General features: G+C 57.4%; 11 protein-coding genes. 6 read left to right on the top strand and 5 right to left on the bottom strand.

Annotated elements, in window-relative coordinates; genetic code table 11:
* The first annotated feature begins 61 nt into the window (after window positions 1-61).
* Together SAJA_RS12485 and SAJA_RS12480 are read left to right on the top strand one after the other, a co-directional pair.
* Complete coding sequence (locus SAJA_RS12485; protein ID WP_184999871.1) at window positions 62-1,270, top strand: glycosyltransferase family 4 protein; 1,209 nt, start codon at window positions 62-64, stop codon at window positions 1,268-1,270.
* Window positions 1,270-2,172: a glycosyltransferase family 2 protein gene (locus SAJA_RS12480; protein WP_123659000.1), complete on the top strand. Its 903-nt coding sequence runs from the start codon at window positions 1,270-1,272 to the stop codon at window positions 2,170-2,172. The genes SAJA_RS12485 and SAJA_RS12480 overlap by 1 nt, the downstream gene beginning before the upstream one ends.
* On the opposite strand, the gene SAJA_RS12475 is transcribed toward SAJA_RS12480, so the two are convergent.
* Window positions 2,150-3,181: a glycosyltransferase family 2 protein gene (locus SAJA_RS12475; RefSeq protein WP_123658999.1), complete on the bottom strand. Its 1,032-nt coding sequence runs from the start codon at window positions 3,179-3,181 to the stop codon at window positions 2,150-2,152. The genes SAJA_RS12480 and SAJA_RS12475 overlap by 23 nt on opposite strands.
* Window positions 3,178-4,785, bottom strand: coding sequence for a hypothetical protein (locus tag SAJA_RS12470; RefSeq protein WP_123658998.1), 1,608 nt, complete (start codon window positions 4,783-4,785; stop codon window positions 3,178-3,180). Before SAJA_RS12470 ends, SAJA_RS12475 begins: the two co-directional genes overlap by 4 nt.
* Before the next feature lie 62 nt (window positions 4,786-4,847).
* On the opposite strand from SAJA_RS12470, the gene SAJA_RS12465 reads away from it, so the two are divergent.
* The gene (locus SAJA_RS12465; RefSeq protein WP_123658997.1) at window positions 4,848-5,810 is read left to right on the top strand and encodes a UDP-glucuronic acid decarboxylase family protein; all 963 of its coding nucleotides are present in this window, start codon (window positions 4,848-4,850) and stop codon (window positions 5,808-5,810) included.
* A 272-nt stretch (window positions 5,811-6,082) separates the two neighbouring features.
* Window positions 6,083-7,201, top strand: a complete 1,119-nt coding sequence (locus SAJA_RS12455; protein WP_123658996.1) for a tyrosine-type recombinase/integrase — start codon at window positions 6,083-6,085, stop codon at window positions 7,199-7,201.
* A gap of 473 nt (window positions 7,202-7,674) precedes the next feature.
* Here SAJA_RS12455 and SAJA_RS15250 read toward each other — a convergent pair whose 3' ends face one another.
* The 3 genes from SAJA_RS15250 to SAJA_RS12440 form a co-directional block, all read right to left on the bottom strand.
* Window positions 7,675-7,923 carry a hypothetical protein gene (locus SAJA_RS15250; RefSeq protein WP_123658995.1) on the bottom strand — a complete coding sequence of 83 codons (249 nt, stop codon included), beginning with the start codon at window positions 7,921-7,923 and terminating at the stop codon, window positions 7,675-7,677.
* Window positions 7,924-9,386: 1,463 nt separating this feature from the next.
* Window positions 9,387-12,812, bottom strand: a complete 3,426-nt coding sequence (locus SAJA_RS12445) for a class I SAM-dependent DNA methyltransferase (protein WP_123658994.1) — start codon at window positions 12,810-12,812, stop codon at window positions 9,387-9,389.
* 832 nt (window positions 12,813-13,644) lie between these two features.
* A complete protein-coding gene (locus SAJA_RS12440; protein WP_123658993.1) occupies window positions 13,645-14,619 on the bottom strand; it encodes a BrxR family helix-turn-helix transcriptional regulator in 975 nt (324 codons plus the stop codon).
* A 101-nt stretch (window positions 14,620-14,720) separates the two neighbouring features.
* On the opposite strand from SAJA_RS12440, the gene SAJA_RS12435 reads away from it, so the two are divergent.
* Both SAJA_RS12435 and SAJA_RS15615 read left to right on the top strand, forming a co-directional pair.
* Window positions 14,721-15,908 carry a CBASS cGAMP synthase gene (locus SAJA_RS12435; RefSeq protein ID WP_123658992.1) on the top strand — a complete coding sequence of 396 codons (1,188 nt, stop codon included), beginning with the start codon at window positions 14,721-14,723 and terminating at the stop codon, window positions 15,906-15,908.
* A gap of 559 nt (window positions 15,909-16,467) precedes the next feature.
* Window positions 16,468-17,595 carry a ThiF family adenylyltransferase gene (locus SAJA_RS15615; protein WP_425471667.1) on the top strand — a complete coding sequence of 376 codons (1,128 nt, stop codon included), beginning with the start codon at window positions 16,468-16,470 and terminating at the stop codon, window positions 17,593-17,595.
* Window positions 17,596-17,605: the final 10 nt, after the last annotated feature.

The following is a 17,605-nucleotide window of genomic DNA, read 5'->3' as shown; positions in this document are numbered from 1 at the left end:
ACAATCACTGCGTCCATCTGGCCCGCATCGACGATCGTTCGAGGCGCCGCGTGTTCTACACGTGGTCGAGACGTGGCGGCCGTTATCCACCGGCTACACCAGCCGCGGCTGGCATATCGTTGCGGCACAGACCGTCAGTGGCGCCTGTCGTGCGCACGTGCTGGTCAGCTCGAGACAGACGCGTCGGGGCGCCGAGGGGGCGAATATGCCGTCGGGCCGGGGCGCCGGCACGGCCTACGTCGCGCGCCACGCGCCAAGCGAGCGATGGCTCGGCCGTTATCGCTCCGACCATATCGCCGTCGGGTCATTGGCCAACGAAATTGTGCACGCCTGCCGCGACACTCAGATCGATATTATCCATTGTCACTGGTCGTCCGGTATCGGCTCGGCAGCCCGCCGGGCGGCCGAGCGTCTGGATATTCCGTTTATTGCCGAAGTGCGCTTCGATCTGGCCGGCGCGGTGATGAGCGAAACCGTCGGCCGGCGTGTTCCCGGCCTGGAGCATCTGCTCCGACTGCGTTTTGAGCGTCATCTTCTGGGGGCCGACGCCGTGGTCGCGGCGAGTCACTCACTGGCGCGACTGATCGCAAAGAGCCAACCCTTGCTGCGCGCCCCGATCGTGACCATGCCCAATGCTGTGGACTGCCATCGTTTTTGTCCGACGCCGGATACAAGCGGATTGCGTCGCGAGCTTGGGATAGCCAAGGGCGATTTCGTCATCGGTTCGACGACGAACATGCTCCGCTACGAAGGCCTCGACGTGTTGCTGGATGCCGTCGAGCGTTTGCGAGATCGCCTGCCTGCGCTGCATGTCGTGCTCGTGGGCACCGGAACCCAGCACGCATGGCTGGCCGGCGAGGTGGCCCGGCGCGGGCTGCCGGTCACGTTCACCGATCAGGTGCCGGCCGAGGATATTCCGAGGTATCTGGCCATGCTTGATTTGTTTGTCGTGCCTCGTCGGGATGCCGCGATCACGCGATTTGCAAGCCCGATCAAGCTGGTCGAGGCCATGGCCAGCGGGCTCGCCTGTGTTGGCAGTGCCCTGGGCGATATTGTGGATTTGTTGGCCGATGAGCGCGGCTTGACCGTAAGGCCGGACGATGTCGCGTGCCTGGCTGAGGCGATCGCGTATTTAGCCCAGCATCCTGAGCGCCGCCAGGCGCTTGGCGCCAATGCGCGGGCCTGGATCCAAGCCCAGCCGGATTGGCGCGCGCTGGCCGCCGATTACAACGCGCTTTATAGCGACGTTCTGACGCAACGGAGGCTTTGATGGCCCAATCCGAGCCCGTCTGGTCCATCGTTATTCCAACGTTTGGCCGCGGGGCACAGCTGCCGGGCCTGCTCGAGGCGTTGTCTCGACAAGTGCCGCCGGCCGGCGGCTTTGAAGTGATCATCGTCGATGACGGCAGCCCGCAGCCACTCGACGCTATCGTCGAGCCGTTTCGGGAACGACTGGTGCTCATCCTGCACCGACAGGCAAACGCCGGTCCGGCAAGTGCGCGTAACGCCGGTGTCGCTTTAGCCCGTGGTCGATGGATCGCGCTGACCGATGACGACTGCCGGCCGAGCGCGCGCTGGCTGGTCGAACTCGCGCGCGGCCTGGATGCGCGCAACGACGTGCTCATCGGCGGCATGACGATCAATGGCTTCCCCGATATGGCCGGTGCAGCCGCGAGTCAGACCCTTGTCGATTATCTTTATGCCAGCGCCCAGAAAGCCGGCGCCGGGGCGCTCGATTTCGTCACGAGCAACAATATGGCGCTTTCAAGAAATGCTTTTGAAACGCTAGGCGGTTTCGATACCGATTTCCCGCTGGCCGCGGGCGAGGATCGAGACTTCTGTGACCGCTGGATTGCGCGCGGCGGCATCATCGAGCAAGCGCCCGCAGCCCGTATCGAGCATTTCCATGCACTCACGCCGCGTGCGTTCTGGCGCCAGCATTTCAATTACGGGCGCGGGGCCCGCCGCGTGCACGCGCTGCGTCAGGCTCGAAGCGCTTCGGGGGGCCGGCGAACGTTTGAGCGGCTGTCGTTTTACGGCGATCTGATCATCTATCCGATGCGAGAGCGCCGGCCACAGGCCTTGCGCCAGACCGTCATGCTAACGTTGTCGCAGCTCGCGACCACGGCCGGCTACCTGGCCGAGCGCTTCACGCATAGCGATCGCGTTTGAAACGACGAGCCAGTCCGTAGCCGTGGTGCTCGGCCCAGACATAGACGAACGTCGCCGCGCTGTACAGGTAATAGACCTGATGGAACAACACAGCCCGAAATGCGAACCAAAGCCCGCGATGACGATTGAAGAATCGAAACAGGCCGCGGTTGATATACGCCAGTGCAATGCTTGGCGCTGCAAGCCAGCCAGCGCTGATCAGTCCGATTAGAACAAGTAGGACGCAAAGCACGAACAAGCCTGCGATGCTCGCACGCACGCGTTCGGCGGCGTCAACGTTCAGCCCGGCCGGGGCCTTGGGATGCGTGAGGATTAGGCGCGACCAGGGTAGAGCGCGATGAAAGACTTCTACCCGCAGCAAGTTGAACAACGTCCAGCGTTTGCGGTGCTCGCACTGCCAGTCGCTGATAAGCTCGATGACATAGCCGGCGGCACGCAGGCGATACCCGAAGTCGACATCTTCCATACCGATATCGCGATAGCCAACGGCATCGAAACCGTCGATTGCATCGAATGCCGCGCGCGTGACGGCGCCGCACCCTGTCCAGAATGTCTGTGCCGGGCCGGCGTGTCGTTGATGGGTGCGATGATGAATGAGGTTTTTGTACTGCGACAAAAAATTATCGGCAATCGGCTCTAGGCCGTAAGAGCCGAAGAGCGCATCGACTTTTTTGTTGTCTGATAGACGCCGGGCGAGAACACGCGCCCCGTTGTCGTGCACGACGACATCGGCATCCACAAACCAGATGATTGCGGCGTTCGAAACGGCGACCCCGGAATTGCGGGCGCCGCCTGCGCCCTGGCACATGGCATGCTCCACCACACGATCGGCACCGGCCGACGTGGCGACTCCCCCGGTGGCATCGGTAGAGGCATCGTCCACGACAATGATCCGGGCGATTTCCCCTCGGTGCCGCATGCCGAGCAGCGGGGCGAGACAGGCAACAATGTCTCGCTGGGCGTTATGCGCCGGGATGACGACATCGATTGTGAGTTCGCTATGTGTCATGGGTTAGCGGATGTCGGTTTGGCGCGGTATTGATACAAGATGAACTGTGGGTTGCGATAGACCGGTCGAAAGCGCGGTGCATGTCGTGCAAGCAGGCCAGAGAGCGTGTCGCCGTCCAGGCGCCTGCTTTCGAGTAGATAATCGGCGTCAATCCGATTCATGTAATCAAGGACCCGTGTGTCATTCGGCACGGGATTGGCGGTGTCGGTCAGCGTAACCGCATATCGATCGGTAAATAGCGACACAACCCGAGGTTTTCGAAACACGATGAGTGCATCGGCGGGCGTCTGGCGACGAATATAAGTGAACAGAGAGCGGGCGACCGGCGAGTTGGGCGCGAAAGAACGCAGGCTAGCCTCGTGTTCGAATTGCCGGTGATATTGCCCGGCATACACGCTGCCTACGACGAGCACGATGACGAGCGAAGCACACGTTGCAATGCGAGACGGTAGATATCGGGCCAACGCGTGTAGCGAGATACACATGTAGAAAAAGAAGAAAGGTATGACTGGCAAGAGGTATCGCGCTGTGTGCGCGCCCCACGGCAGCAGTGCTAGAAGATAGAGAACACAGAATACGTCGCGTAGCTGTAGTTGCCGGCGTACGTTATGAACGAATCCGTGCAGGCCCGCCATCAGTGCGATCGCTGTCAGCCCGTAACGCCACATCCCGGGCTCTTGTGAGCCGGGACCCACCGGCCAATCCAGTACAAGATAAGACCCGGCGCCCGAGGCGTAGGCCATGATCGCGCCCAGGACCCGACCAGGCAGGGCGCCTAGATGCTCCCAAAGGCCAGCAATAAACAGCGCGCCGTAACCTTCACCCGGTGCCGCACTCATGCCGGTTGGCGCGTCGACGACAGACAGCATCGTCACAGCCTCCATCGCCGCATAGACCACAAGGGCCGTCATAACAGCCGTAGCCCCCGTGTTGGTGGCCCGTCGAAAACGCAACATTTCGAAGGCCGGGATGGCCACCAAGAGCATCCACCCGAATACTCGGGTGCTGACGCCGTAGCCGATTGCGATGCCGCCCAGTGCTGCCAGCAACAGCCGTGTATGGCGAGCATCTTGCCGGCGATAAGCACTTTCTAGCGCCCACAGGCCACAGCATACACAGGCGAGAAACAACCCGTCAGAGAGTATGTCGGTGCCAATCGAGACAAGGACCGGATTGAACCCGACGCATGCGATGAGAGCGCTCCAAATAGTCGCGCCACCGCGGGCCGTAACCAGATCACGATGTATCAAGCCCGCAAACGCACCGATTGCCAGACAAAAGACCGTACTCAGGGCGTACTGGAAGGCCAATACATCAAACCCGGTCCACGACCAGACCCAGGCGATCAACAAAGGCAGTCCCGGCGGGTAGCTCTGCGGCGACAGATACGCCCACGGGTTTTGCACGTAGCCGGTTGCGGCGTACGCATGATTCGTCAACAGGTTGGATGCGTGCATCAGGTACAGCGCATTGTCGCCGCCCCAACTCATAACGCCGTCGCAGGACCAGACGACAAAAAAGACAAGTGAGCCAAAGAGCAGCAACGGGCTAATCAGCTGGAAGCCGGTGATACGTGACGACAAATTGGCGGCCGGATGGGGCAAGACGGCGCATAGCCTTGCATACGAGACAACCACGCGCGAGCGTCATCACGTATCATGCCGACATGCAAATAAGATCGTCGACGCGTTCGCGTCCCGTCGTACTTGTCACCGGCGGGGCAGGGTTTTTGGGGTCGTATCTTTGCGAGCGCCTGCTGGCGGCCCATTGTGATGTGATTTGCGTCGACAATTTTTATACCGGCAATGCCGATAACGTCGCACACCTCAGACGCGAACCGCGCTTCGAGGTCATTCGGCACGACATCAATTTTCCGCTCTATGTCGAAGTCGATGCCATCTTCAATCTTGCCTGCCCGGCCTCGCCGATCCACTACCAGCGCGATCCGGTCCAGACAACCAAGACCAACGTGCAGGGGGCTATCAACATGTTGGGGCTGGCCAAGCGCACCGGGGCGCGGATCCTTCAGGCCTCAACCAGCGAGGTCTACGGCGACCCGGGCGTTCATCCGCAATCCGAAACCTACGGCGGGAACGTCGATGTGACAGGCGCCCGAGCCTGCTATGACGAGGGCAAGCGGTGCGCCGAGACGCTGTTCTTCGACTATCACCGCCAGCACGCGACCGAGATCAAGGTTGCGCGGATCTTCAATACCTACGGCCCGCGCATGCATCCGGGTGATGGGCGCGTGGTGTCTAACTTCATTCGCCAGGCATTGGCCGATGAGCCGATTACGCTCTATGGCCAGGGCAACCAGACACGCTCTTTTTGTTACGTCAGCGACATGATCGATGGGCTGCTCGCGCTGATGGATGCGCCCGCCTTGGTTACCGGGCCGATCAATCTCGGTAATCCATACGAAATCACGATTCGTGAACTGGCCGAGCGCGTTATCGCGCTGACCGGATCCAGATCCGCGCTCGTGCACGAGCCACTACCAGATCGGGACCCGGCCAGGCGATGCCCGGTTATAGAACGTGCGCGGGACGCGCTGGGCTGGTCGCCGACGATTGGTCTGGATGAAGGACTACGCTTAACGATCGAGGACTTTCGCGCCCGACTCACATAGCGGAACGAAAGACGGGAAAGTCAAGCATTAGCGCGCGTGCTCGGTAAACGCTGCGCCGAAACTCCAGGCAGACAGATCGCGTCGTCGATGCCTGAGAATGGTGGGCGGTACTAGATTCGAACTAGTGACCCCTGCCGTGTGAAGGCAGAATTCTGGACTTCATCGGACGGCCTCGGAATTGATAAGCGGCTGAATTAAATGATTTTAGTCCGATAGAGTCCGAGTGCGTTCTGAGCGATATATCCGTACCATGTCCGTACGGACGGTCAGTAGTGGATATCGTGGCTCGGTACGAAATCGACAAAGCAGGTGTGCGTAAAAAATTGCCACCAAGAAGAGAACCCTACTGGGGCGCACCGCTCGACCGAGGTCTATATCTCGGATTCAGGAAGCTTGCTGCTGGTGGCACATGGATCGCGCGATTGCACAGCGAAGGCGCAAAGCATAGACACAAATCTCTAGGCTACTCAGATGCCATCACTCACGACCAAGCGGTTAAGGCTGCGCGGGCATGGGCGAGGTCGTTGGAAGCGGGCGTCGATACGACGCGAATAAAGACTGTATCTGATGCATGTCGAGATTACGTAAAGGACCGTCGCCGCGAAAAAGGCGAGTCAAACGTGGCCGACACGGCCGGCCGATTTCGGCGAACTGTTTATGGCGATCCGATTGGTGAAATCGAACTCTCTAAACTACGTACAGCGCACGTTAAAAACTGGCGGGCGGCGCTGAATATGCAACCAGGAAGCGCTAATCGCTACCTCTCTGCGCTGAAGGCCGCACTCAATTACGCAGTTGCGTCTCGATACGTCGATGGAGGGCAAGCGATTGAATGGAAAACCGTGAGGCCGGCTACGGTCACCACGCGCCGCGATTTGTACCTCGATCGAGGGCAACGTCGAAGGTTGATAGAGGCCCTAGCCGCGCACGCTCAACCATTCGTAAGAGGTATTTCGCTCTTGCCGCTCCGCCCCGGCGCTCTGGCAGCATGCACAGTAGCTGATTTGCAGGGCAGTTCTCTCGTCATACAGCATGATAAGGTGGCCTCCGGCCGCACGATCGCCTTATCAACGGATGCGAAACGGCTTCTGGACGAGCAAGCGAAAGAAAAAGCGAACGATGAGCCGCTTGTTGGATATACCGACGGATCGGCCTGGACCCGCTTTCGTTGGCGAGACGTGATTCAGAAGGCCGTAGTCGAAACCGACCTGCCACGAGAGACCTGTGCTTATACCTTCCGTCATAGCGTAATCACCGACATGCTTATAGGAGGCATTGACACGATGACAGTGGCGCGTATGGCCGGGACGAGTCTATCGATGATCGAGAAGCACTACGGCCATCTTTTGCAACAGCATGCGATGGATGCGATGACGAAGTTGAGGCTTTAAGCGACAGTCGGAAATCGGATTCAACACCGCTTCCACGGACGGCTGAGAAAAGGCAAAAAGCGAGCATTGCATTTTTTGGCATGCATGCGGTGTCGGATACGCGGATTATAGAAGCGTTTGACGTAATCGAAGACATTGGTACGCACCTTCGCTAGCCTCTGATAACCGCTTCGATTTACACGCTCTCGCTCGAGTAAAACGAAGGAGGCTGCGGCCATGGCATAGTCGCCGCAACGGCCGATCACACCTACGCTGCACTTCAGGTTATGACCGCATAGGAAGCGTTGATGGTCGTCGCTAGTAAATTGCGCGCCTTGATCCGGGGGCAACACACACGGCTCGTCGTGCGTTTGGTGTTGTCAATGCGCCATCAGCTCGGCCTATAGTACGAGATCACGACGGGTCAAGTGCGCGCTTATCGATCAGCCCACCACGCCTGTGTTGCACTGGTCTACGACGACACAAAAGCTTTACTAGGCTTCGGCGGTTCGTACACGGACGATATCGATACCCCATTTTGTGTTGGGTTCAAGTGTCGTGAAACCGAGCTCTGAATATTTGCGGAGTTGACTCGCGCGAACGCCAGACGGCTTGGCTCGCCAGCGCCGACGCTGCGGGATGCCTTGAAGGCCGCTGGTGGTCGTTGGCCGAGCCACCCGATAGCGGCTGACGGTCTCGCCTTCGAACTGCAGCGCTTCGATGAGCCGCGGGACATCGAACACGTCGTTGCTGTCACGCTGTTAGACGCAAATGTTCTCGATCAATTAAGCGCTGATGCGCGCCTAGCCGCTGGACAATCGGTTCGTCCAAGTATGAAATCCCCTTGTCGAGCCTGTTAGCGAAGGGCGCGCCAGCTGTCCGGGCTGACATGTCCCTGCTCACGTCTAAAGTTGGACGGCTCCCGATCAAGCGGCCTGTCGGTGCCCTCAACGCTTTGCTTCGACCAACTTTGGGCATTGACTTACTAACGGTTGCGCATCGTCGATTTCAGCCAGAGATCGCGGACGACCGTGCGCGCGCTGCCGGATGACCATCGCGCCAGACCGACGGCTTCAGCCTTGAAATCAGGGCACTAGCCATATCGCGGCAAAACACCCCTTGTCCGTCTCTGTGGTGTGCCTCCTTCGAGGTGCCCAGATCAACGAGTGAGAACTCACTAATAACTGTCAGCCAAATCGCTTCTTCGTTACAGGTAAAGCTATCGTTTGTTTTCATGGTCTCAAGAAGGTACAAAACGGACCGGCGCAATCCGCCAACTGTGTTATCCGGTCCGATGTGGGCTTTCCGGAGACCAGAAAAACCATTGTGAAAATTTTGCGGTCCAAAGCTGGGCTAATTTGGACCAGGTTTAAAGAGTGGATCTGATGCCGGTCCAATTGATGTCCTGTATGGACCGGTTAAGCGCGATTATTCGACTAGCGTATGGAAAGCTGCCGTTCGTACGAACTCGTGATGGAGCCGATGTGACTTAGTAACGCAAAGGGAGTCGCCACCGCGTGCCATTTTCGATCTGTTAAACGAAACTCTTAGGAGAGAACTATTATTGACTGAAGAAACCGGCGCGACTCTGCATTAAGCAAAGATCGTACAGCCTTCCGTCGCAACCAGTTGAGACTTATCCATTCATACCAAAAAATCTTCGCCGAAGGCGGCGTTGACCCGGTTTGAGTTTTGAAAAACCGCAGGTTCACGTAGCATAATTTTTCGGTCATTTGTCACAACTGGTTTAGACACTAGGCGACTATTAAAGCCGTGAGAGGCGATAAAAGCGCTTTCTATGTCACAACCGGTTTTGACATAAGCTTGCCGAATTCATTTGAAGCCTTATTTTCGCAGATCACCTGTCGGTTTCGGCGCAAGGGTTTCCGAATGCCCATTAAGGTAGAGACGGAAGGGTAGTCGGGAAAGGTCGCGGATATCCGCATTCGCTTTGACCAACCCGGCCATCGAACAGCACGTCAATCTTGAGCCAAAGCCGGGCGGCGATCGATAAGCGACGAGTGCGATCTGTTACTGACGGTCGCTCGACCTTCGAAACGGCAGGCTTCGGCCGCCTAACGCGCTCATTCCATCGCAGCGCTGCAAAACAAGCATCGAGGTTAGGCAACTTTGGTCATATTTTGCTTAAGCGTGATTGATGCCCGCAAGAAAACGGGCCTTGGGAAATCCGCGCGTATCCAATTGATCACCGGCGGTACACCCCGGCCTCATCGCGGCTGAGCTGACCCAGGCCAACGAGCGTTTTGAGAATCTCGTCGATAGTTTTCCGTTTTGCGCCCTTGAAACGTTTCGCCACACCATCCGTGTCGGCGCCCTCGGGCAAGTCGAAAAACACCGAGCGAACAGCAGAAAACCGTTCCGGGAGATCCGCCGGCAATTTCGGCCGGCCCGTCTGCTTGGCGTCTTGCTGCGCAGCGACAGCGATCTCGGCCTGCGTTGATTGATCGCTCCCAGTCGGATTCTGAAAACCCGGCCGCAGCCAGCGCACGTGGCCGTTCCGCTCCTCCGCAGCGCGCTCGAGATTCAGCGTCAAAAGCCGCTCGAGAATGTCATCATCGCTCAGATCAGCAGACCACCCGTATGCCGATGCGACAGCGGCATCGAGTTCGTCGTGACATTCGAGCAACACTTGAACCGCACCCTGGCTGTATATCGTGCGCTCCGTGGTGGTCAGCGTACTGCCCTCACGCAGTTTCTCCATGACGTTGTAGATGCCGGTGAGCGTCAGATTAGGATACTGCGAGAGGCGTGATTCGCGGTGCTGTTGCATGCGTGCGACTGCAGCCCTCACTGCATCGGCTCGTTCAAGCTGGGCGTCAGGGAAAGGGTAATTGTCAAAGCAATTCGATTTCGTATACCGAGGATCGTTGCCGACACCCATGCGACTGCCTGAACGCACGGCCCAAAGCACGTGGAAGCGACTCGATAGCACCCCGAAGTGGAACGAATCGTCCAGAGCAAACATCACAGTCGTGCTGTCGGCTAGCGTCTCGGCGGGAACGCGAACGAAGATCCGATGCCTCGCGGTGAGCGATGTAGCGACAACAGAGCGATTACCCACCAACGCGGGGCGGAACGTATTGCGTGGCTCTCCAAAGATCCACCACTTGGCCGCGACCGACTTACGTGCGTTCTCATCACGCTCGGGCTTAACTCGCGCAGCAAGCCACTGATAGATATCGGGCTCTCGGTCACGTAGCGCTGTTTCCGTGAAGTCGCAGACATCGATGGCGAACAAATCACGCGTGCGCTGCGTAATGTCGCGGCCTGACAACAGGGGCTTAATCAATCCCTCAGACGCGTTCTGAAAATGCGTGGCCACTTCATCCTGTGTCAGAACGAAACCTTTGCCGCTGAGTTGATAGCCGACACTGCATACGCCCTTGTTGGCGACCAGAGGCGGGCAGGCGGCCGGATCGTAATCGACGGTCAGTGCGGGCGTTATATCTCCCAGGCTGGTCGTGAAATCGATCTGTGCGACGCCTTCGTCATCGTAGGACTCCGCCTCGATCTCGGAAAGTTGCCCGGGAAGGCCGGCGCCGGCACCGACCGTCATTGCTACACGGACCGCGGCACCCAGGTGCGCGTCGATCCAGGGATGATCAGGCACACAAAAAGCGATGCGGAAGTTCTTGTTGTCCTTTAGATGTGTCTCGAGGACGCTGCGACTGAACGACTGGCGAATACTGTTCGTCGTGATAAGCCCGAACCGCCGCGTTGCGCCTTGCCGAACGGCCTCCGCCGCGCGATACCACCAATACATGACGTAATCGGCATTCTGCGGTACATCGTCATAAACCGAACGCAACGCATCCAGGTATCCACTGCCCACGGCGGCGCGGATCACGCGAGCGCCCAAATAGGGCGGATTGCCGATAATGAAGTCAGCCTCGGGCCACTCGGCACGGCGCGGGTTGCGATAGACCACTTCGTTAATCCGAGCCGTTTCGTCTGGGATCTCTTTGCCAGTCACCGGGCTGGGCTTGGTCCTTATACCGTCCCAACGGGTGATCACCTGTCCGTGTTCGTCACGATCATCCTCAACTGACGCCCACTCGATCAACGCATCGCGATGCTGTATGTTCTGGAAGTTTCGAAGCACCGGCTCGGGCGGTAGGACATTGCCATGTGTTCTGAAGTGCCACTGCAGGTAGCCAATCCAGAGCACGATATCGGCGATCGCTACCGCACGCGGGTTGATTTCCAGGCCGAGCAACTGGTGTGGATCGACGGTCAGGCCTTCGGTTTCCAGTGTCCCCTGAGTCGCACCGAAACCAGCGAGTGATTCGAGGATTTCACCTTCGAGCCGCTTGAGATGCTCCAGCGTGACGTAGAGGAAATTGCCGCTTCCACAGGCCGGATCGAGCACGCGCACCTGTGTGAGCCGACGTAGGAAGTCCCGCACCAGTGCGATTGCCTTCTTGGTGTCGCCGGCATCATCGATCTGCGTGGCCGCAGCTTCAATATTCGCCCAGTCCTCTCGCAGCGGCTCGACGATCGTGGGTACGACCAGGCGTTCGACATACTCGCGAGGGGTGTAGTGCGCGCCGAGCTTGTGTCGCTCAGTCGGTTCCAAGGCACGCTCTAGGAGCGTGCCGAAGATCGCCGGCTCGACGTTCGTCCAGTCGGCATGGGCCGATTCAATTAACAACTCGAGCTGATCGCGAGTCAGTGGGATCGCCGAGTTGTCTGCGAACAGGCCGCCGTTGAAGCGCACCAGCTTTTTACGGAGCTGGATGGAGCGCCCGCCCAGGTTCATCGTGGACCAAAGCTGCTCAAGGCTTGGTGCCACATACTCGATATTGTCGCGAAGGGACTCCAGAAGCTCGGTGAAGCTCCTGTGCGGTAGTAGGCCGACATCCTCACTGAACATCGTAAACAGGCAGCGCATCAGAAAAGACGCCACATGCTCGGGTGGATGCTCATCGTGCTCGAGCGATTGAGCCAGCCGGCCGAGCCGGTCGGCGATATCCCGAGTGATGCGTGCGCTTACGCGCGCCGGATCGAGAGCCAAGGGATCTGTCCATATCGCGCGAAGACGGTCACGAACGCGCTGCTCGCGTAGATCGTCTAGGCGAATACGATACCCGCGGGTGTCCGGGTAGGGCGTGTAGTGACCGCCGGTTCGGCTGAACTCGGCATAGACCTCGATGACGTGTCCCACATCGACAACAAGCAGGAATGGAGGCCGGCCATCGGCTGTCGGTAACGAACGGATATAGCGTTCGCCCTGACCGCGAGCCTTTTTCATGGTTCGATGCCATCCTGCCGTGCCACGACGCCCATGACCCTGCTTGCGAGTGCGGCTCGCCTGATCCATCGCTTCAGACAACAGATCCTCACCGCCGCGTTCTTCAACGCCCTGCTTGGTCTCGCAGACGAAGCAGCCGCGCTTGTACAGATCGATGAAGTTGGTGGTTTCGCGGCCTTCGGCGTTGGTGAAACTCAGAGATCGCTCGAAGACATAGGCGTTCTCCTGATTGTTCGGCTGAGCCGGATCGGGTCTCGCCACGCCCAGAACATCACAGAGCTCCGCCAGAAACAGCTGGTAGTTCGCGCGCTCCGAGCCCCCGGATGGTCGCCATCGCTCAATGAAGCTCTCGATATCCATGCCGCCCCCGGCTGTAAAAGCTGCGACACCCGCAGATCGAGCGCGCTCTGAGATTCGTCGTTATGTACGTAGAGCGTAGACGTTTCTTCGAAAGTCGAAAACCGAGTGCCCGACCACGCCGGTTGATACCCAATTTCACGCCGTGATTGACGTCGCACTGCGGCAGTAACAGCATCGACAGTAGCGACCCTTGCAGTACGAACAGAACGTGCGGACACGACAGGCGAGTCAAACACCAAGTCCTGCAGATTGGAGCCGTCATGATAGAAAAGTTCGAGAACATCCGGAAGCGCACTTCAGTACGAGCAATGGCCATCAAACTGGCGGCGTCGTAGGGGATGTGGGTGGGGTCGTGGTTAGACGCTCGGTGGTAGGGACAACTGGAGGTCGTACTCAGCGATACACAATTGGTGGAGACACGCGCGATGTGGTCGGGGAGTATTCGTCAATAAAACGCCCCACGTCCGAATCCGACGCTTAATTCACCTGTCCGTGATAATCACATCAGCTCGATCTGATCCCAACTTTGACCGCTTCCGGCTAGAATCGGACCTCTTCATCAATTCGCTTTCGATGACTATGGATCGTGGCGATACTGAGGATACGGCGATCTACTTCCTAACGCGGCTTCCTCAAGCCGCATGACCTGCCGCAGCTTGTCACTTCAAAGCCACTGAGGACTGTCGAGTCAGTAGGATCCAGTTCACTCGGACAGAAGGCAGCTCCGTCCAATTGAGGCAGCGCAGGCGCGATGAAATATATTCCGACGAGACTGCTCGTACGCTAGGCGTGGCTGCAGTTCAACGTACGAGCAACAAAAGCGGTCGACCGCTCATCGTCTATTCAATTCGGCTAATTCAGTCTGCTCGGCAGCTAACGAATCGAATATCCACTCATTCTGAGTTACGTTTTCAACTATTTGCTGAACCTGTAAGGAATTCGCTAGGTGAAGTTGATAAGCGTTTGATGAAAGAAGGGCTGATTCCGTTACGTCTACTGGCCACAGCCGCAATAAATATCCCACCTCCGCGACGCGAACATTAACTCTTAACACTTCCTGATCGTCGAAATCGTACGAGCTAAGCACTGCAGGTCGATACTGGGCCTTTGGGTGAGGCGCAAACTCTAAGCAGACGTAATTTGACCACTGCGGGTCGTTTCGAAGTGATATATCGCGGCCGCTCTCCCAGGAGCCTTGCTCGATAACGCCGAAGCGGGCAAGCATATAATCGCGGAATCCGTGACGGCTTCGGGCCCGGTCAAAGCATCGTACCCGCCATTGAAATCCATCGCTCAGTAAGGCTAGTGGAACCAATCTTCGCGCCTTATCACCGGACGACATCGACGTGTAGTTCGCAATAATTTCGCTGCGCGTGGAGATCGACCTGCAAATAGTCGCAACGACGGAGGGATCGAGCTCCCGCTGAATGCTAGGACAAGGGGCCACTGGTATGGGCACCTCTGTATCGGATCTTGCGTCGTCGTCGAGCGCGGAACTAAGCGACTGCAAGGCACGACGAAGGTTGTGCCGAAAGGCAGGCGCAAACTCGGGCGTACTCACATAACGCTTCTTCTTTAGGTCGTAACGCAGGTTATTCGGGTATGCGTCCGAATAGATGGTGAAATCGGAGCTTGCGGCCGTAGGACCAATATCAAATCGTTCCATAAGGTCTTTTCTAGACACCCAGCCACGAAACCAAGCGAGAAACTCCAGGTAACGCATGCGTTTTTTTACCGCGTTTCTGAGTTCTTCAAAGGACTTCCCCCGATCAATCGCGAGCCCTATGCGTTCGTTTTTCGAAACCATTCACTTTCCGGTTGCACTACGGTTTTCGGTTGCAGTACTATCGCATAAAGACATAGTGAACACGACAAACGCGCAAGTATGTTCTGAACCTGGGTGTAGCCATGCGGACCTCTAACAACCTTTCCGGAGCCTTCCATAAGTCCGGCTCCTCGAAGACTCTTCTCGTCAATCTCGCCCCGGATAACGAGATGCTTGATGAAATCAGGCGCGCGGAGGCGATAATTAGGCGAGAGCTGTCGGCTATCCTGAAAAAAGGCCTTAGCACAATTATGCTTTGTGACGAGGGGGTAACGCCGGCGCCGAAATACTTGCGGCAGGGTAGCAACGCGTACGGCACGCTAATCGATCCCCTGCGAGGTTCGACGAATTACCGCGAGGCGGATAGTGATATTGGTATGTATCTGCCGCTTGAGTTTATTAAAGGCGCGACCAGTACGCCGAAGCTTGGCGCTAAAAAATTGCGGGAGTTGACGGCTCAAGCCTTGGCGCAAATCGCTAACGCAAACGGATGGCGCTTCAAGTCAAAGCATTGTTGTGACCGGATTTATATTCGCGACGACGCACATATTGATGTCACATCCTATGCGATCCCACGCGCGCGACATCAGGAAATGGTCGCGTTAGCGTTTGTCGAGTCGAGCTCGAAGATGGATAGCTCTACGACCCAAAGCGACGAGATCACTTGGTTCGAAATACCGGAGACCTCTCTTCTCGCAACCTCTGACGGCTGGGTCCGATCCGATGCAAAGTCGATCAACAATACCATCGAGAATGCAAGTCAATTGTTCGGACCGATGTTCAAACGCGTCGTCAGGTTCTGTAAGGCTCTCAGGGATTGGGGCGACGATGCAGCAGGGCCGACCTCTATTGCGCTGACGTTGCTAACGGCTAAACATCTCGATTTCAACCTCTGCCGCGTTGGACGCGATGATCTAGCTCTGCTGGCCGTATTAGGGCCAATGGCCGATGGTTTGCTCGGGCGCCTGCCCGCGCCCGGCAACGAAGACATCGACGTTCTCGAAGCTACGGATTACTCCGTACGCGAACGTTTGGCGGCATCTCTTAGGCAGCGCCAGTCGGCGCTTCGAGACGCACTTCACGATCAGTCATGCGAGCAGGCTTACGACACGATGAAAGCGATATTCGGAATTCGTTTCCCAGATGCACCTGATGAAGCAAGAGAGAATGACGTTGGCGTCACGAACACCCTTGGCCTAGCAGTTCCTGGAATAGTGCATACATCTAACAACCGCGCTATCCCGCTCCGTGGAAACGCACAGTCGGCATAATTTGTTTCTCGAGATCGCCGAGGCTCTCTCTTCGCGGAATTGGCAGCCCACAGTGGATGCCCAGGGCATTTGCTATCAAAAAAATCTTGAGATCGAAGGCGGTGTCGTCGCCCTGACGCTGACTTTCAACCCAAATAAGCTCTGGCTTCCACCGAGCGCGCGTCTCACGACCGTATCAGGGGCGCCGGCTCAGGCGCTGCTCCACCGAATCGGTGACTGGTTTTGTTATCTGAATCACGAAAGCGTCGAATGGGACAGCGAGTCAACCGACTTCGTGGGGCATGTAGTGAGCGCTGCGGAGCGCGCAGAAGCTGAGTTTCATCGGATTCGAAAAGGCAACGAAATTCGGGAGTTCGACTCCGAATTTGCAGTCCATTGGCGTGGCGCGAATCTGTATCTCGACATCTCGGAAACAGGTTGGCCTCTATCTCGAGGCACAAGTCTTGTTCACTTCAAGCTAGGCCGGAGAAAGGAGAAACGCGCAAATCCGATAGAAATTGTGGCGCGAAAGGGCGACGAAGAGGCTAATAGATACGGCGCCTTCGATATTTTCGAGGCCATGGATTTGCCTCCGTGTCTAACGGTGAAACTTGACAGCTACCCGTTTCCGACATGGCCCAGCGGCAAGCCGCCAAAGACGTTAGCCGAGCTCAACGACTGGATCGCTGACCACAATCCGGTCGATCCCGAGTCAATCTGGCGAGAGCTGGGTTCTCTGATTCGCCCTAGAAAGGGCAAAACGTCTTCGGCGTTCATGTTATTGGAGACTAGAGCAGGACGATTTGGAGCATATATAAAGGTCTCCTCTCAACTAGTATCGAAATTTCGCCCGGGCGCGAAATTCGCTAAACAGCTTGTTGGAAATACGGCACTAACAAGAAGTCTACCGGTTCAGAGATGGTCGTTTCAGAGAATAGACAACGACTTTGTTTCGACAAGAAATGCGCCGTCTGGGTCAGCCGCACTTGTAGGAAAGCAGATCCATTTACTCGGGGCGGGTGCGATCGGAGCCCAGCTCGCAGATTTCCTCGTACAAGCTGGCGCCGGTCGAGATAAAGGCTCACTAGATATTTACGATCCCCAATCGCTCAGGCCAGAAAACTGCGGCAGGCATCTTCTCGGGATACCGTCGCTTGGGCTTTCGAAAGCCCAAGCCCTTGCTGCGCGATTGAAGCGTGAACGCCTTGCCGACAATGTAATTGCTCATGTGATGTGCGCCGGTGACCCTAGTGCTCATCACGAAGCAGACTTGGTAATCGACGCAACAGGCGCTCCGAATATCGGTGCGTGCTTTAGTAACTATGCTCGCCGCGAGCGTGATTGGGCCTTGCTATCGGTAGCCGTTGAAGGAGAAGGGTGGGTTGCGAGCACTCATCTCTACCGCGGAATACCTGGCGAGGGTTGCCGGACGTGCCTTGAGCCTTGGGTTGGAGGCCGAGGTTCACACATAGCAAGCGGTGATGCCCCAGAAACACGGGACGGCGGTTGCGGTGATCGATATACGCCATACAGAGCCGCCGCGGCGAGTGTCGCCGCAGGTTTGGCGAGCGAACTAGCGTGTGAGTGGGCGGCGGGTCGGCCAACCAAGCTTTTTCGCTCAATAAAGATGCACTCCGCACCTTCACATGTTCGAAATAGCCAAGGATACACACCTAAGTCGCGGCCGACATGCATCTGCGCCTCATAGATATCTAATT

Origin of the sequence: Salinisphaera japonica YTM-1 (assembly GCF_003788585.1) — a bacterium.
Classification (GTDB): Bacteria; Pseudomonadota; Gammaproteobacteria; order Nevskiales; family Salinisphaeraceae; genus Salinisphaera; species Salinisphaera japonica.
This window is presented reverse-complemented; position numbering and strand designations above follow the sequence as displayed.